Raw genomic sequence first — 18,775 nt, forward strand, 5'->3', positions numbered from 1 at the left:
AGGAGATATTCATATGTGTGGAATTGTTGGTTACATTGGTCACAGCACAGATATTCGCATTGGCATGGAGGCTTTAAAGCGCCTGGAGTACCGGGGGTATGATTCAGCTGGCATGGCGGTGTACAACAAAGACAGAAAAGAGGTGGATTCGGTAAAAGCGGTAGGAAAGGTGGCGAACCTTGAAGAAAAGCTCCAGGGAATGAATCTGAAAGGCAGCCCTTTTCTCTTCTATACCAGGTGGGCCACCCACGGGGGAGTGACAGAAGAAAACTGTCATCCTCACACTGACTGTAAGCAAAATATATGGGTGGCGCACAACGGAATTATTGAGAACTACCGCCAGCTCAAAGAAGAGCTTTCAAAAGAAGGCCATGTTTTTGTTTCTGAAACAGACACCGAAGTAATTCCTCACTTAATAGAAAAGTTCTTTGAAGGAAATCTGGAAGAAGCAACAAGAAAAGCCTTGTCTTCGGTTCGGGGAGCGTACGCCTTGGCAATCATTGCAAAAGACGATCCAGAAAAACTGGTCTTAGCAAAATACTCCGCCCCCCTGCTCATTGGCCTGGGAAAAGACGAGTATCTGGCAGCCTCCGACCCTTCTGCGGTCATTACCCATACCAACAAGGTGGTGTATTTGGAAGATGGTGAGCTTGCGGTATTGACCCCAGAAAGCTTCTCTATTCAGGACTACCGACAAAACCATGTATCAAGGCAAGCAGAAAAGATTGATTGGAGCTTGGAGGATGCCAAAAAGGGCGGATATGCGCATTTCATGCTCAAAGAAATTATGGAGCAGCCAGAGAGCATTCAAAATGCCTTACGAGGGAGAATGGTTGCACAAGAGGGTACTGCAAAGCTTGGTGGGCTTGAGGATATGGAAGAAAAGCTCAGAGAAATTGAGCGCGTACAGATTTTAGCTTGTGGCACTGCTTCTTTTATGGGGAGAGTTGGGGAGTACATGATTGAAGAGTATGTAGGCTTATCCTGTGAGGTGGACATTGGTTCTGAGTTTCGGTATCGAAAACCAGTTATCGACAAGAGAACACTTACCATTGCTATCTCTCAGTCTGGGGAAACAGCAGACACGCTAGCTGCCCTTAAAGAAGCAAAGCGGAAAGGGAGCCCTACGGTGGGAATCGTAAACGTGGTGGGCTCTTCTGTTGCAAGAGAGGTGGATGTAGGCGTGTACACTCATGCTGGACCAGAAGTTGCAGTTGCCTCTACCAAGGCCTCTACTGCCCAGCTTGCGGTTCTTTCCCTTCTTACTTTGTTTTTGGGAAGACAGCGCCAGCTTTCTCTTGTGATGGGACAACGCATTGCAAAGGAACTTTCTCGCATACCCGAACTTGTCAAAAGTATTCTGGAGCGAGACGAGGAAGTAAAAAGAATCGCAGAAAAATACAAAGAGGTAACGAACCTTTGGGTTATAGGACGCAAGTACAATTATCCTATTGCCTTGGAAGGCGCTTTGAAAATCAAGGAAACCTCTTATGTACACGCAGAAGGCATAGCTGGAGGAGAGCTGAAACATGGCGCCTTGGCTTTGGTTGATGAAGATTTTCTCACCATAGCCATTGTTCCCTCAGATTCTGTGTATGAAAAGATGATTTCTAATATTCAAGAAATAAAAGCAAGAAAGGGGCCGGTGGTTACAATTGCCACTGAAGGCAACAAAGATATTGCATCCATTGCAGATGACGTAATCTATATCCCAAAAACCCTAGAAATGCTTACCCCTATTCTTTCTGTTATTCCCTTACAGCTCTTTGCCTATTATATGGGAGTATTGAAAGGATACGATGTAGACAGGCCAAGGAACCTTGCAAAGTCAGTGACGGTAGAGTAAGCTGATATATCCAAAAGAAAGGGGGGACACTTAATGTTTACCGTGAGGTCAATGCGGAAAGAAGACCTTGGCATCGTCGCCCAGCTGAACAAAGAGTGCTTCCCCGAGGATAACAGCACCTTGACGGATGCACGAGAGTGGATTGAGGCCAATTGGAAAGCTGCGCCCCGGACCTCCTACTTTGTTCTTATAGACGAAGAGGGGCAGGTTGAAGGATACATCCTCTGGTTGGAAAAGGGAGGATTCCGCAAGGAGGCAGTGCTCGAGCTTGAGCAGATAGCGGTTATACCCTCTCAGAGAGGAAGGGGTGGAGGTAGGACACTTATCCAGCAAACCCTTCCCCAGCTCAAGGAGAGGCTTGCGCTCCAAGGGCGCACCATCAAGCTCATTGAGGTGACTACAGCCGCAGACAACGAGGCGCAACGCCTCTATCGTGATACTCTTGGGGCTGAGGTAGAGGCTACGATTCACGACCTATTTAGGGGAAACGAAGTCATCATGGTCGCGAGAAATCTGTAGTTGTTTCGCATAAAGAACTGGGGCCCCCCACCCCAGTTCTCATTCTATCTGGGTATTTTTCATGATTACTCCAAATCTCAGGAAAGTTATCGCAAAGCTTGGCTTCCAGGACGCATACATTCAAAGAAAAGCTGAAGAGGTTTTATCTATTGCACGTACAAAGGGGTTGCACATAGAGCACGATGCTCTCATACTTGTTTGTTATGATATGAATGGTCCCCTGACAAGTACGCGAGATACGGCGCTCCATCCAATTACGGGAATCCAGGAAGCAATCGGCGTACTTGAAAAAGACAACATACAAAAAGCTTTGGTGTCTGGTTGGGACATGACGACTCTTGCGCGTTTTCGCGACCAACGCCTCCAGGCTCCTTATTTGCATATTGTTGGGGAGCTTGGCATGGTATGGGACTGGAAGGGAGAAGTACAAGAAGTAAGCCCCATTGCAATGCAGGAGGTGTATCGCATGAAGGAAATCCTTTATCGGGAAGTGGCACGAGAAAATTTAAAGATTGGGGTACAGGGAAATAAATCCTCAAGAATTACCGGTGTTTTTTTTGAAGCGGAAGGTTTTCGGCGTGCGAATCTCGTAAACCATCTTTTGCTCAAGGGCAAGAAAATTACGACTAAGGATATCTTCCAATCTTTGCAAAACGAGCAGGATTTTGTCTGGGATGACGACAGGATCATATTTCCCTGCAAGCAACCATATATTCAAGAAATTGATAGAGTCCTTCGCACTGTGTTCACACTGCATTCGGTGAGGCTGGCGCTTGAAAAAGACAGGATCGCACTTTGGGTTGATCACATTGATAAAGAAGATTACTCACCTAAAGACATGAAGAGTTTTTTCAGTAAGATTCTGCCAGCTCCATGGGAAGTTTTTGTTCACGATGACTTTGGGGCAGAAATTATGTTCCGCGACGAAGAAGGGAAGAAAATTAGTAAGGAATCAACCGCGCATCTTTTAGGGGAGAGATTATTCAATGACAAACCCTTCATACTGACCCATGTTGGGGATAGGTCCTCTGACGTATTCATCGGAGATGACAGCATCTTTTTTGCACAAAAAGGCACCTCAGCTGAAATGTATTGTATAGAAAACAACATTCCTTATATATCAGTCATGCACGGTGGAGATTATAGCTTAATCCTTGCGGCGTTGCTAAAAATATGAAAGAAGAGGTTGCAGTGCAATTTGGGTTGACACCGCCCCTTGGAGTGATTTCTGCTCCCCCTGGCTTACTTCATCAAACGTTTTTTGTACAGGCAAAAGAGGGAGATTTTGTCTTTCAGCGATTGCATCAGATCATAAAGCCAGAAACTTGCCAAGATGCAAAAGTAATCACTGATTACGTGAGGGTGCGGGGAATGGCGGTGCCAGAGTTTTTTGTAACAAAGGAAGGGAATCCATGGTATAGGACCTCTGATGGTTCCTTGTGGCGCGCAATGTCACGTTTGCCAGGTTCCAGTCACTCTAAAGTTCAGTCTGCAGAGGAGGCCTATGCGGCAGCGCAGTTCTTGGGAGGGTTTCATACATCCCTTGCGGAATTCTCTTACGAATGCAGTGGAGCAATTCCTCGTTTTCATGACACCCCCTACCTTTTTGAGCAATTCAATGAAGTTGTTTTGAAATACAAAGAGACTCCGCTCTTTGTACCTGTTGCCAAAGACACAGCATACATTACAGAGCATATGCCCAAAGAGTTCCTGCCGTCCAATCTTCCTCGCCAGATTGTGCATGGAGACCCCAAGATCTCCAACTTTCTCTTTGATAAAGATAGTGTGTGTGGTCTTATTGATTTTGACACTTGCATGAATCACACCAAATTGGTAGATATAGGGGATGCGCTGCGGAGCTGGTGTAACCGAGAAGACGAAGATACCAAGCCTGTCTTTGACCGCACTTTCTACAATGCTGCCGTGGAAGGATATAGGAGTTCTGCAATACTTACCGAGATGGAACGCCAGCTTATCCCTCAGGCATTGAGGTTGATTACAACTGAGCTTGCAATGCGTTTTTTGCAAGATTATTTTGAGGATTCCTATTTTGGCTGGGATGCAGCGCACTTTGCAACAAGACGAGAACACAATCTTACGCGCGCCCGAAACCAAATAGAACTACACCACCAGATTATGCAGTCATGAGTTACTAGATCCAAAAAGCTAATTACAAACTATGCAAGCAGTAATTCTGGCAGCAGGAAAGGGTACGCGCATGCGGCCCTTAACCTCAAAGCTTCCAAAACCTCTTCTGCAAATTGGGGGGCAAAGAATTTTAGAGCACACCATTGACCAGCTGCAAGGCATTGTGGACGAAGTGATTCTTGTGGTGGGATACAGGGGTAAGCTCATCCAGAAATCTTTTCGGGACAATTACAAGGGGATAAAGATTACCTATGCGTGGCAAAAAGAGCAACTGGGCACGGGGGACGCTGCGCAAAAAGCCCTTCCGTATCTCAAAGGCCCTTTTCTCTTATTATATGGAGATGATATGTATTATAGGCGCGATATTCTTGAGGTTATAAAATACTGTCCTTCCCTATTGTTGGGGAAGATGAAAAATGCTTCTCAATTTGGAGTGGTTCAAACAAAGGGCAAATGGGTTACGGGTATTGTAGAGAAGCCAAAAAATCCCAAGAGTAGTTTTGTGAACGCAGGCATGTATTTTTTAAATCCTTCTGTTTTTCGCACAAAGTTAAGGAAATCAAAAAGAGGAGAATATGAGTTTACCGACTACATCAAACACCTTTTAAAAAAGGGCAAGCGCCTTGCGTTTCATGTAACCGACCGTTGGCAGCCCATTTCCAACCCAGAGAATCTGCGTGAAGCCCGTCTTACGCTCAACCCGAGCAAACAAAGATTGATATAGTTTGTCAGGGGGTATCTTTGATCTTAAGCCCTATGAAGGGCCCTTATTTTGCCTAAAAGTTTTCCACCATTGACAGGGTTATTTACTACGGTAAAGTGATATAACGCTTGTTCACTTGATTAGTTTCTGAGATGGCCCCTGGCCGCGAGTCCTTTCCACCTTCCAGACAGGCCAGGTCGGATGTTTGAGTTCCCGTTCGTTTGGCGGGGGCCATCTCTCGTCCCTTTGAAGGCGCGCACAGGTGTGCGCCGTATAGAGCCCCGCTGCAAAGCGTCCGCGCGGGGCCCCCGATCCCGGGCGTCGTTTCTCTCGCTCCCCCGAGCGCAGACGACGCCCCTTTTTCTTTTCCAAAGAAAACTGATATACTAAAAAAGAAATCATCGCATATCTCCTAAACAAAATTAAGGAAAACCTTAATTTTGTTCAGGAACTACTGTATGCAATCCTCCTTACTTTCTCAACAGGATTTTCCAAGAGTAGTCAAGAAAGCAACAGCGGCGCTTTTGAAAGGAAAGGTGCTTGTTTGCCCCACGGATACGGTCTATGGTTTGTTGGCAGACGCCACGAGCAGGAAAGCTGTACAAAAGGTGTTTTTAGTGAAGGGAAGAGAGAAGGGAAAACCTCTGCCCATCTTTGTAAAGGACATTGCCATGGCAAAGACCCTTGCAAAGGTCTCTTTCTTGCAAGAAAAGTATATGAGAAGAGTGTGGCCGGGAAAGGTGACTCTTGTGCTGAAAAGCAGGGGAAAGCTGCCCAGAGAAACTGGGACTGCAGAGCGTATTGGTCTTCGCATTCCAAAGTATGCCTTTGTTCAGCAGCTTTTAGCGAACCTTAGTAGACCTCTTACCGGGACTTCAGCCAACCTTGCAGGGAAACCTTCTTTGTTTGAGAGCAAGAAGGTGATAGTGCAGTTTCAAAAAAGAAGGCAGCAGCCAGATATAATGTTTGATGCCGGTAAACTCTCTCGTTCTCACCCCTCAAAAGTGCTCGATATTACAGGAATAAAGCCAAAAGTCTTACGTAAATAGTTTCTTATGGTTCTTCCTTTAGATTTCCATCATTACTTTGAGTACCTCTTAAAGCGCGACGTTACGAAGCTCTACATTGCTATTGCTATTCGCAACCTGGCTTTGGGCATGGTGCTTTTGTTTGAGCCAATTTATATCTATCTGTTTTTTGGAGAATCCTTGCCCCTTACCATTTTGTTTTTTGCCGTTATCTATGGCATGTATGGAGTATTAGCTCCGTTTAGTGGAATGATTATGGGAAAAATAGGGCCCACCAAGACTATTCTTATCAGTCTCTTTTTATACTTTAGCTATTACCTTGCTTTGTTTTTCTTGCCGCAGTCCTTATGGCTTCTGCCCCTTGCCATCATTTTGGCGGTTTTCGCCATGCTTTTGTTTTGGACTGCCTTTGATACGGACTTTGCCAGGTTTTCCTCAAGGCAGAGCAGAGGAGGGGATGTGGGAAAGCTCAACGTCATGAAACTGTTTCCCATGATTGTAGCTCCTGTTATTGGAGGATGGATACTTGTTGTGTTCGGGTACCCCGTGCTTTTTATGATGGTTCTTGTAGTACTTTTGGCTTCTACTATTCCCCTGTTTTACTCTAAGGAAACCCATGAGGTATACACCGATTCTTACAAAGAAGCCTGGAAAAGGATGTGGAAAAAAGAGAATGTACTTCCCAGTATTGGATTTGCGGCAAACTCAGTGGAGACTGTCATTGCCTTTTTATTCTGGCCCTTGTTTATGTTTCTTTTGGCAACCTCTTTTGATGCAATGGGAGCTATTTCCTCCTTTGCCTTGGTTATCTCGGCCCTGTTTATGTTATATGTTGGCAAGGTGTCAGACACACAAGAGCGCCCCTGGCTCTTGAACGTTGGAGCTTTGTGGACTGGGATTTCTTGGGTTATTAAGTTCTTTGTGGGTACCACTTTCGATGCCCTCCTTGCGCACACCCTCTATCGCATTTCCAGGTCCGCTGCCGCTGTGCCCTTTGGAACCTTCTTTTACGAACGAGCTGCAGCAAAGGGACCGGAGACAGATGAGTTTGTGGTGAATAGACAAATCATACAGGGCGTCTCCAGGGGAGTATTTTTGCTTCTTGCCGCCGCCGCGTTTTGGATTGTTCCGAACCTCCCTCTTCAGGCTGTGTTCTTTGTAGCAGCAGTTTTGTCTCTTGGGTTCATGTTTTCTGGAAAGCTCCCATTTTCTTTTAATCGCCATGGATAAAAAAAACTTACAACAACAAGACCCAAAAATTGCAGGATTCATTAAAGAAGAGCTGCAGCGGAGAAGAGACGGCTTGGAAATGATTCCTTCAGAAAACCATACCTCGCTTGCGGTGCTGGAGGCTTTAGGTTCCATACTTACCGACAAGTATTCAGAAGGATACCCTGGTAAGAGATACTACGCGGGAAACGAGATTATAGACAAGGTGGAGAGCTTGGCCCAAGAGAGAGCAAAAAAGGCCTTTGGTGTGCCCCATGCTAATGTGCAGCCTTTGTCTGGGGCTCCTGCAAACAGCGCCGTATATCTTGCGGTATGTGAGCCAGGAGACGTTATTATGGGCCAGAACTTGGCTGACGGAGGTCACCTTACGCATGGAGCAAAAGGCACCTTTTCCGCACGATTCTACAAAAGTGTCCCATACTATGTTGAGCAGGATGGCTCTATTGATTTTGAGAGAGTTCGCAGCGCAGCTTTAAAGAATAAGCCAAAGTTAATATGGGTGGGAGCTTCTGCCTACCCCAAGCTCTTTCCTTTTAAAGAAATGGCAGAGATTGCAGATGAAGTGGGAGCGTATTTGGTAGCCGACATTGCTCACGTTGCAGGGTTGGTTCTCGCTGGGGCTCATCCAAGTCCCGTTCCTTTTGTGCATATCATTACCACCACCACGCACAAGACCCTGCGTGGTCCTAGGGGTGCCATTATTATGGTGACCCAGAAGGGGTTGGATAAGGATGCAGATTTGGCAAAGAAGGTGGATAAAGCAGTGTTTCCGGCTGGTATTCAGGCCGGTCCCCACAACCACCAGACAGCAGCCATTGCCGTTGCCTTGAAAGAAGCAATGACCCCGGAGTTTAAAGAGTACGGCCAGCAGATTGTGAGAAATGCAAAGGCGTTAGCTGAATCCTTAAAAGAAGAAGGGCTGCACCTGGTTTCCGGAGGGACAGACAACCACATGATACTCGTTGACCTTACCCCATTTGGAAAGGGGACTGGGGTGTTTGCGCAAGATGCCTTAGATAAGGCCGGAATCACAGTAAACAAGAACACCATTCCCAAAGATCCTTCCTCTCCCTTTTATCCAAGCGGTGTTCGTTTGGGCACTCCTGCCATTACGACAAGAGGCATGAAAGAAAAAGAGATGGCACAGATTGGAAAATGGATTGCAGAGGTTATCCATGAAGTAAAAGGTTATCAGCTTCCAGAAACAAAAGAAGAACGCATTGCGTATCTCAAGCAGTTCAAGAAAGACATTGCAGAGAACCAAAAGCTTAAGGATGTAAAAAAGCAGGTAAAGAAACTTTGCAGCAAGTTTCCCCTTCCATATTAATTCTTTAATCTCGTTTAGTTATCCACGCCCCTTCGGGTCTGAAGCCCTTCAGGGTCTGAACGACTTAATGAGATTAAGTTTAGGATACTGCATTATGGTCCACATTCTTTCTGGTGAAACAATAGCTCGGCGGATTCTCAGTAATCTGAAAAAGAAGAAAACGAGGGAAAGACTCTCTCTTGTTGTAGTTCAGGTTGGGGGGAATCCAGTGTCTTTAAAGTATGTGGAAGAGAAGCGAAAGGTTGCCAAAGAGCTTGGTGTTACATTCCATTTCGTTGTTCTCCCCTCAAATGTCTCTCAAACGAAATTTGAGCAACAGATAAAAAAGATGGGCAAAGACAAAAAGGTTTCTGGCATGATAGTGCAGCTTCCTCTGCCAAGGCGGTTGAATACCCAGCGTGTTTTAGACTGTATCCCCATAGAAAAAGATGTGGATGTGCTGTCTTCAGCTTCCTTCTCGGATTTTGTCCTGGGAACTCTGCCCATTTTGCCTCCCACAGTTGCTGCAATTGGTTTATTGCTTAAAAAAGCCAAGAAAAACCTGGAGAGTACAAAGGTTGCCGTGGTGGGAGTTGGCAGGTTGGTGGGCTTGCCTACTGCTCTGTGGCTGGTTCAACAGGGAGCCACCATTTCTTTGGTTCAGAAAGGGACAAGGAACGCTTCCCAGTTGATTTCAAAAGCGGACATCGTCATTTCCGGAGTAGGAAAGCCAGGTTTGATAACAGGCAAGATGATAAAAAAGGGAGCTGTGGTGATTGATGCTGGAACCTCGGTGGAATATGTTAGACCTCCGAGGTCTAACATGATAAAGGGGGATATAGATTTTGAGAGTGTTTCAAAAAAGGCAAGCTTCCTGAGCCCTGTCCCGGGAGGCGTTGGCCCTTTGACCGTTGCTTGTTTATTTAAAAATCTTTTCTTACTCAATGACTGATATCATCGTTTTTCTTGGAGAATATCTTTCACATATCCTCATTGCCGGGATTTTGGTGTTTTGGTGGGAGAATAAAAAGAGATACCCCAAATTTTTGTGGGAGTCTTTTCTTGCAGCCTTACTTTCCAGAGGCATTATCACCGAGCTCATACGGTTCTTTTGGGAAAGACCAAGGCCGTTTGTTGAACAAAACATTACTCCCTTAATTGAACACGCAGCTTCTGCTTCTTTTCCCTCTGGCCACGCAACCTTCTTTTTTGCGCTTGGAACCATTCTCTTTTTCTATAACAAAACAGCAGGAGCTTTGTTCCTACTGGGAGCCGCAGTTCTTACTTCAGCTCGGGTATTTGCCTTTCTCCACTGGCCCTCTGATATTATTGGAGGAGCTGTAATCGGGATTGCCTCAGCATTTCTCGTTGTTCAGCTCTCTCGGAGGTTTTTTAAATAGTGCAGTATTCATTGCTCAACCGAGTCTAGCAATCTATAACCCCTAAAAAATAAGGTCCTGATAAAAGTTACCACGACCAAGTGAGGAACGAGGAAGGGTTGAGACAAATAAGGGACCGATTGTTTCCACCGGGATCCCCATCATAATGTCAACCATCAGGATATTCAAACCCAACCCCCTTGTTTTTATACGTTTTCCAATTTGCGGTTTTATCTTTCACTCTCTTTTCTGCCTTCGGAAACTCTACGGGAGTTGTTACTGTTGGCTACTCCTGTGTTGGTGGATCAGAAGGTTTGTTTCGGAGTATTCGATATGCCAACGCCGCTCCAGCAACTAAAATTATAATCACAATACTAATGCCGATGATTGTCGGCAGCCAGCGACGCAAAGGAGATTGGGCTGGCTGGGATTGATTGGATTGCTGGGGCTGAGTATTCAATTGTGGATCTTGGTTGATTGTGGGCGTAGGTGCAGGCGTAGGTGTGGATGTAGGTGTGGTCGTATCATATCCTGCAGAGGAGGTAGCTGCTACGGAGAATGAAATAGAATAATCACTTGTATTTTTGTTGCCCGCTGTGTCTTTGCAGCGTACATAGAAAGTGTAAGAACTTTTGTCGGTAAGGCTGGTGATGAGAGTTGAATAGATATTCCCCCAATGCCTGCGAAAAGTATTTGTCATTGAATCATATGCTGTGCCTGCGGCTGCTGAATATCGGCAGGTTGCTGATTCATTGGTTGTAAGGGAAATATTTGTCTGTGTAATTCCAGAAGTCAGTGTTCCCGATGGTAATGCACTTGAGCGCACCGGAGGAAGAATGTCTTGGGGAGGAGGAACTGCAGCCGTCTTAAATGTTTGTGTTGTGCTTATAATAAGGTTTCCCGCGGTATCCTTTGATTTAATCCTGTAGTAATAGGTTGTGTTTGCGGTGAGAGTGAAGAGATTGATGACATGGGTTGTGATGAGACTTGAAACAAGGGGTGTGTTGTTTGAGCAGGGACAGGGAGAAGTGCTAAATTCAATTTGGCCATCTGCGGGCTCATTGGTACTCCAGTTAATACTTGCAGTAGATTCTGTAAGATTGGAAATACTGATGTTGGAGATTGAGTCGATGGTGAATGGGTCTACGGTCGGAGCGGGAGGAGGGGGAGGAGGAGCATTTGGATCAACTAATGGATTTGTACCGTTTTGTATTTCAGTTAAATCATCTACTCCATCGCCATCAGTATCGGCGGTTAAAAAGTTCGTTTTGTATCCTAACACACCCTGTAATTCAGCCCAGTTCAATATACCATCTCTATCGCTATCATGATTACTAGGAAGTACTCCTTCTTTCATTAGTGCATTGTCTTTAGGAAAAACCTCGTCAATTGTGAATGATTCAAAAGAGCAGCCCGTTAAGTCGCATGTAGTTACTTTATCTATTGCACTTACTTGGCCTCTGTCTATTAGACCCATCTGGAACAGAGTCATATCATGCCAGCTGGCAGCTTCAAAGAACTGTTGGTAAGTTAGCCCAAGATTTTCATATTTTCCATTTGTATTCTTTAAATAAAAATCTTTACCTAGATTTAAAAAGTCATTTGCGACTGTATTACGACCATAATGAGAACCCAAGCTATCCGTAAGTCCAAGAGGATTAGAATTTGAAAAATCCCCCATAATTACACCCCATTGGTGGACAGTTTCCCGCATTAAAACGCTGGCTTTCCAATAAATATCTTGGACTAATGCACCACACAGCTTATTTATGTTCGCTAGCCAGTTCAGCCCCTTAAATCTACACGTGTTTACACCGTCACCGCAAAAGTTTTCTGAAGATATCTCGACGTCAAGACGATGAGGTATAATCTTATGGTCGCAAAACCATGTTCCTTCTGTCCAAGTGTCTGCAATAGTTATGAAATCATAAGTATCTTTTTTGTCTGGATTCTCTCTGTAAAACTGGGGGATTGCAGCACGCCAGTATCCAGGACCTGTACCACGTTCAGGAGTCGGTTTATATTCAAACTGATAAAAGTCTGTTGCATCTATTTGACTTCCGGGAGTTATGCTGTTCCATTTACCTTCAAACAAATTTACAGCTGTTTTCAAATCTTGAATATTGCCCTCTGTTGCTGGAAAACCAGGAATACTAATCAACAAAGTAGCCATCTTGAATTTGCAAGTGCCAGTTTCGCATTGTGTTTTTGGGGCAATGGCATAAACACTTGATGGCGACAAGCTAGTAAATATAAATCCCAGAGCACCCGCCAACACGACGATCAAAATAATGAACGCTATGTTTACAAATCCTTTTTGATTCATATGGTAGTTGTGCCCGGGGTGGGAGTTGAACCCACACGGTGTTGCCACCACGGGATTTTGAGTCCCGCATGTCTGCCAGTTCCATCACCCAGGCATTTTCTTACAATTATACTGATTTTTTCTTTTTTTGCAAACCAGAACACCCTTTATTAGAGCACTTAATTGTGTCTTTTGTGCCTTGTACCAGCAAACTTCCACAGTTTTTGCATATTTCTCCCGTGGGTTTGTACCATAGGGCATAATCGCAGTCAGGATACTGATTACAGGCATAGAATATCTTGCCTCGACGAGTTCGTTTTTCCACTAATTCACCCTTCTTACACTTGGGACAAATAATGTCTAGAGACCTTGGTTTGTTCTTTTCTAAGGGCTCCGTGTGCCGGCATTCAGGGAACTTAGAGCAGGCATAGAACTTGCCGTACCTACCAAAACGTATCACTATAGGGGCTCCACACTCTGGGCAGTCCTTGTCTTTAACAACTTCCACCAGGTCTTTTTTTTGAACCTCCTCATACTTTTTTTGAAGGTTCACGTCAAAGGGCTTGTAGAATTCTTGTAGCATGGGAACCCAGTCTTTTTTTCCCTCTGCAATATCGTCTAAGCCCTCTTCCATATTTGCAGTAAACTTTAGGTCCACGATGTCGGGGAAATGTTGCATTAAGAGATCGTTAACTGTAGTTCCAAGCTCGGTGGGAAACAGTCTTCTTTTCTCGTCTTTTTCCACATATCCTCTTTCTTGAATGGTAGAGAGAGTAGGAGCGTAGGTTGAGGGTCTTCCGATGCCGTGTTCTTCCAAGATTTTAATTAAAGAGGCCTCCGTGTATCTTGCAGGGGGTTGGGTGAAGTGCTGCAAGGAAAGCAGTTCTTTTAAAGAAAGGATATCTCCTTTTTGCATTGTGGGGAGGTCTGCTTCCTCAAACTTCATTTCATATACCTTAAGATATCCTTCAAATTTCAACATCTGTCCTGTTACGCGAAAGATGTAATTACCCCCTCCAGAGGCGGGTCCGCCTTTGGCAGAAGCCAGAATATCTATACTGGTAGCATCTACCAGCGCAGAAGACATTTGAGAAGCAATGAACCTTTGCCAAACAAGTTCATACAGTTTTAACTTGGGGCCCACGAGACCCGAGGATTCAAGAGTTGCAAAGGCGGGCTTGCCCGTCGAAGCCTTGGCGAAGGCGGGGCGTATTGCTTCATGCGCTTCTTGGGCACCCCGGGATTTGGTTTTGAAGGTTCTCTGAAAGCCTGGCCAGTAATTTTTACCGTAGGTTTTCTGGATAAACGCTTTTGCAGAACTCAAAGAAAGTTGGGATAGATTCAAAGAGTCTGTTCTATGATAGGTAATGAGTCCTTGCTCGTATAACTGCTGGGCAAGCTGCATGGTAAACTTTGCTGGGAAATGGAACTTTTGTCCCGCGGCCTGTTGCAGTGTGGAGGTGGTAAAAGGAGGCAGGGGATTTCGTTTCACTTCTTTTCGCTCAACTTCCTGGACCTTGTATTCTGCTTTTTTGAGATCCTTTAAAATTGCATCTGCTTCTTTCTTGTCTTGGATGCCGAGCTTTTCGAAGATTTTTTCTCCTCTTTTTTGCAATATGGCTCTGAACACTTTCTTTTCTTTTTGAAGGTCAGCTTCAATGCTCCAATATTCTTGCGCCTTGAATTTTTTAATTTCCTGTTCTCGGTCAGCTAAAATTCTGACTGCAACAGACTGTACCCTTCCGGCTGATAATCCTCTTGAAACCTTTTTCCAAAGAAAAGGAGAAAGTTTGTATCCTACCAGTCTATCTAATATTCTCCTTGCCTGCTGGGCATTTACTCGGTCTTCATCAATTTTCCGCGGGTTTTTTAGTGCTTCCTGAATGGCGGGTTTGGTAATCTCATGGAACACAATACGTTCTGGCTCTTTTAACTCCAGGATTTCAGCCAAATGCCAGGCAATGGCTTCACCTTCTCGGTCTTCATCTGTTGCCAGGATTACCTTTTTTGCCTTCTTTGCAGCATTTTTTAAAGAGGTGACTGTCTTTCTTGCCTTGGTGGGGATGACATAGGTTGGCTCAAAGTCTTTTTCAACATCAATGCCAAGCTTCCCTTTTGGAAGGTCTCTTATGTGTCCAAACGAAGACTGCACGTTATATTCTTTTCCCAAGAAGCCCTCCAAGGTTCTCGCTTTTGTTGGTGATTCTACTATGACAAGGCGCATAATGGTTTTAGTATAGTATCATTTTATCCTTGTTGACAAATCAGAGGGTTCTCGGTAAGCTTCAACCAGTTTTGGTTCGTTGTCAACTGAATACAGAAAGGGAAGCTTCGAAAAGAACATTCTGGAGGTGCAACGATGACCCAAAAGACTATTGAACGGCGGTCATGGCTGCCCGAAGGAAAACAAAATCTCTTTCAGGCAGTCAAGGCCAAGCGGGCCGAGGCTGAAGCGCGCGGGATTAAGGTGTTGAACCTTGCCATTGGGCAGCCCACGGGTCCTGCGTTTTTGGTTGCTAGGATGGTGGCGGCCCAGGCGGTGATGAGCAAGGAAGAGTCCATGCACGAGTACCAAGACAACGGAAGTCCTGGTGTGCCGGACTTTGCCAGGAAGTTTGTTCAGCTCCACGTCAAGCGAGATCTAGGCGGAGAGGACGTCACGTTCCTTCCAATCCCTGGTATCAAACCCATGCTTGGGCTCATTCCATTGGCATGCGGCGCTGCCGGACGCGATATCAATGTGGGCACCATGACCAGACCTGGGTACCCAACGCCTGCTGACTGGTGTTCCTACCTTGGTGTGGAAACTACGCAGCTTCTCCTGACTCCCGAGAACGAGTTTCGGTTCGCTTCCGAGGACATCACAGCGGAGCTCTTGATGCTCAACTATCCGCATAACCCGTCAGGGCAGGTGGCGACCCGCGAGTGGTGGCAGGAGATCTGCGCCTCTTGTCAGAAGAACGGTATACGCATCTTCAACGATGCTGCATACGCCATGCTGGCCCACACCAAGGAAGCGTGCACGCTCTCTGAGGTGGCGCCTGACTACCCGGACCTTTCGTGGGCGGAGGCGTTCTCTGCTTCCAAGGCAATCGGCAACGGCACGGGGTGGCGAGTTGGGGCCATCGCGGGGTCCCCGGATTTTGTTAAGGATATTGCCACCATCAAGGGGAATACAGATAGCGGGTTTGTGGCCCCTATGGCAGCGGGCGCGCTGGCCGCCCTTCAAGACGGCATGGCGAGCGTGGTCTCGGTTCGTGAGACCTATGCCAGACGTATCTCTCTGCTCATCTCCGCACTCAAAGCACAGGGCATGGAGCTGGCGGTGCAGCCAGGAGCCGGGTTCTTCACTCTATGGAAAGTGCCCAAGATAGCGTTCGGAGAACCGGTGCTGGATGCAGAACAGTTCAACTTCCACATGATCGAGGAGACAGGCGTCACCGGAGTGCACTTCAACCCCGACTATATCCGCTATGCGGTGTGCGGGGATGTGGAGGCGATGCTCCCCGACATCGTGAGGGGATTCCAAAAGGCCGCTGTTTCCTACGAGTAGCACACTCGTCGGCACGGCTATCGACACAATGGGCAACCAGCGTACTACGTTGGCTGCCCTTTTCTTTTGAGTTTTTCTACCGCATCACTCAACATTTGGCAATATAAGTTTAAACCGACGGCGTTCATGTTGCCGGATTGTTCCTTTCCCAGAATGTTTCCTGCTCCTCTAATCTCCATGTCCCGCAGGGCAATCTTGTACCCAGAACCAAGCTCTCCTGCCTCTTTTAAAGCTTGCAATCTGAGCTTTGCCTTGTCTGTGAGTTTTGCGCCGTGCAGGAAGTAAGCAAAAGATTCTGTGTGTGACCTTCCAATGCGTCCCCTAATCTGGTAGGCCTGGGAAAGCCCCAACTTTGTTGCGTCTTCCACAATTAAGGTATTCACATTGGGAAGATCCAGCCCATTTTCAATAATGGTGGTGGCAAGCAGAATATCATATTTCCTTTGCTGGAAATCCTCCATGACGCGTACCATTTCTTTTTCTGGAAGCCTGCCGTGTATAATTCCAATCTTTGCTTTGGGCAGAAGCTTTTGCAAAGCTTTCTTTACCATGCCAATGGTCCCAACCCGGTTGTGGAGGTAATAGACCTGCCCGCCTCGCTTAAGCTCTCTTTCTATTGCTTCTTTTACGATCTTGCTGTTCCTTTTTTGCACAGACATTTGAACCGGAAACCTTCCCTCGGGGGGCGTCTGTACCATACTCATACCTTTCAAAGAAGACAAAGACATATACAGGGTTCTTGGGATGGGGGTTGCAGAAAGGGAGAGTACGTCCAGAGAAGTTCTAAGTTCTCGCAGCTTTTCTTTTTGCTTCACCCCAAATCTTTGCTCGTCGTCAATGATAAGAAGGCCGAGGTTTTTGAACTTCACGTCCGAGGAAAGAAGCCGGTGAGTCCCAACAATAATGTCTACCTTCCCCTCCTGTATTTCCTGCAGAATCTCTTCTTGTTCTTTTTTTGTTTGCAGGCGCGAGAGCAACTGCACTTTTAAGGGAAGATCTTTTAAACGTTCTTTGAAGTTCTGGAAATGTTGGTGAGCCAAAATGGTGGTAGGGGAAAGCATTGCTGCTTGGTACCCTTGTTCTGTTGCATGGACCATGGTGCGCAAGGCAATCTCTGTTTTGCCAAACCCTACGTCTCCCAATACGATTCTGTCCATGGGTTCTTCTTTTGAGAGGTCTTGCTCAATATCCTTTAGTGCTTGGAGCTGGTCTGGCGTTTCTTGGTAGGGGAAAGAAGACGCCACCCTGCGCGAAAGTTCGTCTGGAGGATTGTAGGAAGGCCTTAAAGAAACCTCCCTTGCGGCATACAGCTCTAAGAGTTCTCTTGCGAGTTTCTCTACCTCTTCTCTGATTCTTCGTTTGGTCTTTATCCAAAAAGGAGAACCCAGACGGGATACCTTGGGTTCTCTGAAGCCAACATATCTTGAGAGCTTTTTTTCCAATCCTTTGGGCAAAAAGAGCTTGTCTCCTGCTGCATATTCAAGAATATAGTAGGGCTGTTCTCGTATTTCTGTAATGCCTGTGAACTTTGCTACCCCATGGTCTAGGTGCACCACGTACTCATTTTCTTTAAGTCCGGTAATGTCTGAAAATGCCCTTTGGGACTGGAGGCGCTTTTTGAGAACTGCGAGGGAAGATTTTTCCTCTGTGGTAACGGGAAGTTCTTCTATCTCTTCAATCTTGTTTCCTATAAACTCAATTCGCAGGGCATTCTTTCTGCTTAAAGGGAATACCTCTACGGTTCCACCCTGGTGTGAAAACTCTCCGGGATCTCTAACCCCAAACACCTTCTCATATCCCAGTTCGTCCAACCGCCTCAAAAGGGGGGTCAGACCCCCCTTTGAGCCTTGTTCTAGGAGCAGGGTGTTTTCCTGGAAAAAGGGTTGGGTCTGTCGTGCCTTGAGAATGCGAGAAAAGTTTTCTTCAAACCAAAGCCACCCCTTTTCTACAAAGTATGGGGTGATAGCTACTATTAATACTCTATTGATTGATTTGGATGTTAGTGGCATCCGTACCATGTATAACAAAAACCCCCATATTTTCATAGAGGGGCTGGTTGACAATCCCACACATCTCTAGTGTAATAAAAGAGCAAGGGAAGTCAATTGCACCTTGAAAATCACAACGGAAAGGAGGAAAGGCATGAGCAACAGAATACTTGTTTTCAGTGGATCCAACTCTCCCCGCGTACGCCGAGCCTTCCTCCTTATTGCTGCAATTGCAAAAACGCAATGGGAGATAATAGGAGAAAGCTTCTACGTCTGGGTGGGAGACGATACGAGAACATCAGTGAAACAGCTTGCAGACCAGTTCCAACTACAAAGTAGACTGCCAAGCAGAAAAACAGAACAGGGAGGCACAGCCCTTCAGCTTTTGCCGACTCCTGAGCAACGAAAGCTTTCGTTCAATCTTGACCACCCAGTTTCTCTAGCAATTCCTGTCGCAAAAGAAACAAGAAGGAGGAAAGTCCATTCTTATCTTGGCAAACCAATTCCCATTAAGTCTCTTCTGGAGGAGGAGAAAAGAGGAAGGAGCAAGAAGCTATCTGATGGCGACTTGCGTAAATCTCTGCGAAAACGTGGGCTTGAGGGAACTGCTAAACATTACGGAGTAATGCCCAAAACAGTAAAGAAATGGGCAAAGAAAGTCCCAGGCGCTTCAGATTTGATTCCTGATAAAGAGCGGTCTAAGAGAAAGACAAGGTGACAAAATGTTCCGGCAGCCTAAGGCTGGAACCCAAAAGAGCCGGGATCTTTCG

15 protein-coding genes and 1 tRNA gene are annotated in these 18,775 nt (G+C 46.0%); 12 read left to right on the top strand and 4 right to left on the bottom strand.

Going from position 1 to position 18,775, the window contains the following annotated elements; all coding sequences use genetic code 11:
• The first annotated feature begins 13 nt into the window (after nt 1-13).
• The 10 genes from glmS (at nt 14) to IH982_03245 (ending at nt 10,180) form a co-directional block, all read left to right on the top strand.
• Nucleotides 14-1,846: a glutamine--fructose-6-phosphate transaminase (isomerizing) gene (gene glmS, locus IH982_03200; protein MCH7828836.1), complete on the top strand. Its 1,833-nt coding sequence runs from the start codon at nt 14-16 to the stop codon at nt 1,844-1,846.
• 51 nt (nt 1,847-1,897) lie between these two features.
• Entirely contained in the window at nt 1,898-2,365 is a 468-nt protein-coding gene (locus IH982_03205) for a GNAT family N-acetyltransferase (protein MCH7828837.1), read from the top strand.
• 61 nt (nt 2,366-2,426) lie between these two features.
• Entirely contained in the window at nt 2,427-3,542 is a 1,116-nt protein-coding gene (locus IH982_03210; GenBank protein MCH7828838.1) for a hypothetical protein, read from the top strand.
• On the top strand, nt 3,539-4,513 hold the full coding sequence (locus IH982_03215) for a phosphotransferase (GenBank protein ID MCH7828839.1): 975 nt from the start codon (nt 3,539-3,541) through the stop codon (nt 4,511-4,513). The genes IH982_03210 and IH982_03215 overlap by 4 nt, the downstream gene beginning before the upstream one ends.
• Before the next feature lie 31 nt (nt 4,514-4,544).
• Nucleotides 4,545-5,237, top strand: a complete 693-nt coding sequence (locus tag IH982_03220; protein MCH7828840.1) for an NTP transferase domain-containing protein — start codon at nt 4,545-4,547, stop codon at nt 5,235-5,237.
• Nucleotides 5,238-5,674: 437 nt separating this feature from the next.
• Nucleotides 5,675-6,265 carry a threonylcarbamoyl-AMP synthase gene (locus tag IH982_03225; protein MCH7828841.1) on the top strand — a complete coding sequence of 197 codons (591 nt, stop codon included), beginning with the start codon at nt 5,675-5,677 and terminating at the stop codon, nt 6,263-6,265.
• Between the two features lie 6 nt (nt 6,266-6,271).
• A complete protein-coding gene (locus IH982_03230) occupies nt 6,272-7,474 on the top strand; it encodes an MFS transporter (GenBank protein ID MCH7828842.1) in 1,203 nt (400 codons plus the stop codon).
• Entirely contained in the window at nt 7,467-8,801 is a 1,335-nt protein-coding gene (locus IH982_03235; GenBank protein MCH7828843.1) for a serine hydroxymethyltransferase, read from the top strand. Before IH982_03230 ends, IH982_03235 begins: the two co-directional genes overlap by 8 nt.
• Before the next feature lie 94 nt (nt 8,802-8,895).
• Nucleotides 8,896-9,732, top strand: coding sequence for a bifunctional 5,10-methylenetetrahydrofolate dehydrogenase/5,10-methenyltetrahydrofolate cyclohydrolase (locus IH982_03240; protein ID MCH7828844.1), 837 nt, complete (start codon nt 8,896-8,898; stop codon nt 9,730-9,732).
• Nucleotides 9,725-10,180 (top strand): phosphatase PAP2 family protein, encoded by a 456-nt coding sequence (locus IH982_03245; protein MCH7828845.1) that lies wholly within the window; start codon nt 9,725-9,727, stop codon nt 10,178-10,180. Before IH982_03240 ends, IH982_03245 begins: the two co-directional genes overlap by 8 nt.
• Nucleotides 10,181-10,445: 265 nt before the next feature.
• Here the strand turns inward: IH982_03245 and IH982_03250 are convergent, their stop codons facing one another.
• From IH982_03250 to topA, 3 genes are all read right to left on the bottom strand, one after another.
• Nucleotides 10,446-12,485: a fibronectin type III domain-containing protein gene (locus tag IH982_03250; protein ID MCH7828846.1), complete on the bottom strand. Its 2,040-nt coding sequence runs from the start codon at nt 12,483-12,485 to the stop codon at nt 10,446-10,448.
• 10 nt (nt 12,486-12,495) lie between these two features.
• A tRNA-Leu gene (locus IH982_03255) sits at nt 12,496-12,579 on the bottom strand.
• 12 nt (nt 12,580-12,591) lie between these two features.
• Entirely contained in the window at nt 12,592-14,688 is a 2,097-nt protein-coding gene (gene topA, locus IH982_03260) for a type I DNA topoisomerase (GenBank protein MCH7828847.1), read from the bottom strand.
• A 135-nt stretch (nt 14,689-14,823) separates the two neighbouring features.
• On the opposite strand from topA, the gene IH982_03265 reads away from it, so the two are divergent.
• Entirely contained in the window at nt 14,824-16,017 is a 1,194-nt protein-coding gene (locus IH982_03265; protein MCH7828848.1) for an aminotransferase class I/II-fold pyridoxal phosphate-dependent enzyme, read from the top strand.
• Between the two features lie 44 nt (nt 16,018-16,061).
• Here IH982_03265 and IH982_03270 read toward each other — a convergent pair whose 3' ends face one another.
• Nucleotides 16,062-18,026: a DEAD/DEAH box helicase gene (locus IH982_03270; GenBank protein ID MCH7828849.1), complete on the bottom strand. Its 1,965-nt coding sequence runs from the start codon at nt 18,024-18,026 to the stop codon at nt 16,062-16,064.
• 133 nt (nt 18,027-18,159) lie between these two features.
• On the opposite strand from IH982_03270, the gene IH982_03275 reads away from it, so the two are divergent.
• Complete coding sequence (locus IH982_03275; GenBank protein MCH7828850.1) at nt 18,160-18,723, top strand: hypothetical protein; 564 nt, start codon at nt 18,160-18,162, stop codon at nt 18,721-18,723.
• The last annotated feature ends 52 nt before the right edge of the window (nt 18,724-18,775 follow it).

The organism is Patescibacteria group bacterium (assembly GCA_022563395.1).
Lineage (GTDB): Bacteria > Patescibacteriota > Minisyncoccia > Minisyncoccales > UBA10102 > 01-FULL-49-22b.

Excerpts from the sequence above, each read along its gene's own strand:
- glmS (MCH7828836.1), top strand. The coding sequence starts at position 14 with ATGTGTGGAATTGTTGGTTACATTGGTCACAGCACAGATATTCGCATT.
- IH982_03205 (MCH7828837.1), top strand. The coding sequence starts at position 1,898 with ATGCGGAAAGAAGACCTTGGCATCGTCGCCCAGCTGAACAAAGAGTGC.
- IH982_03210 (MCH7828838.1), top strand. The coding sequence starts at position 2,427 with ATGATTACTCCAAATCTCAGGAAAGTTATCGCAAAGCTTGGCTTCCAG.
- IH982_03215 (MCH7828839.1), top strand. The coding sequence starts at position 3,539 with ATGAAAGAAGAGGTTGCAGTGCAATTTGGGTTGACACCGCCCCTTGGA.
- IH982_03220 (MCH7828840.1), top strand. The coding sequence starts at position 4,545 with ATGCAAGCAGTAATTCTGGCAGCAGGAAAGGGTACGCGCATGCGGCCC.
- IH982_03225 (MCH7828841.1), top strand. The coding sequence starts at position 5,675 with ATGCAATCCTCCTTACTTTCTCAACAGGATTTTCCAAGAGTAGTCAAG.
- IH982_03230 (MCH7828842.1), top strand. The coding sequence starts at position 6,272 with ATGGTTCTTCCTTTAGATTTCCATCATTACTTTGAGTACCTCTTAAAG.
- IH982_03235 (MCH7828843.1), top strand. The coding sequence starts at position 7,467 with ATGGATAAAAAAAACTTACAACAACAAGACCCAAAAATTGCAGGATTC.
- IH982_03240 (MCH7828844.1), top strand. The coding sequence starts at position 8,896 with ATGGTCCACATTCTTTCTGGTGAAACAATAGCTCGGCGGATTCTCAGT.
- IH982_03245 (MCH7828845.1), top strand. The coding sequence starts at position 9,725 with ATGACTGATATCATCGTTTTTCTTGGAGAATATCTTTCACATATCCTC.
- IH982_03250 (MCH7828846.1), bottom strand. The coding sequence starts at position 12,485 with ATGAATCAAAAAGGATTTGTAAACATAGCGTTCATTATTTTGATCGTC.
- topA (MCH7828847.1), bottom strand. The coding sequence starts at position 14,688 with ATGCGCCTTGTCATAGTAGAATCACCAACAAAAGCGAGAACCTTGGAG.
- IH982_03265 (MCH7828848.1), top strand. The coding sequence starts at position 14,824 with ATGACCCAAAAGACTATTGAACGGCGGTCATGGCTGCCCGAAGGAAAA.
- IH982_03270 (MCH7828849.1), bottom strand. The coding sequence starts at position 18,026 with ATGCCACTAACATCCAAATCAATCAATAGAGTATTAATAGTAGCTATC.
- IH982_03275 (MCH7828850.1), top strand. The coding sequence starts at position 18,160 with ATGAGCAACAGAATACTTGTTTTCAGTGGATCCAACTCTCCCCGCGTA.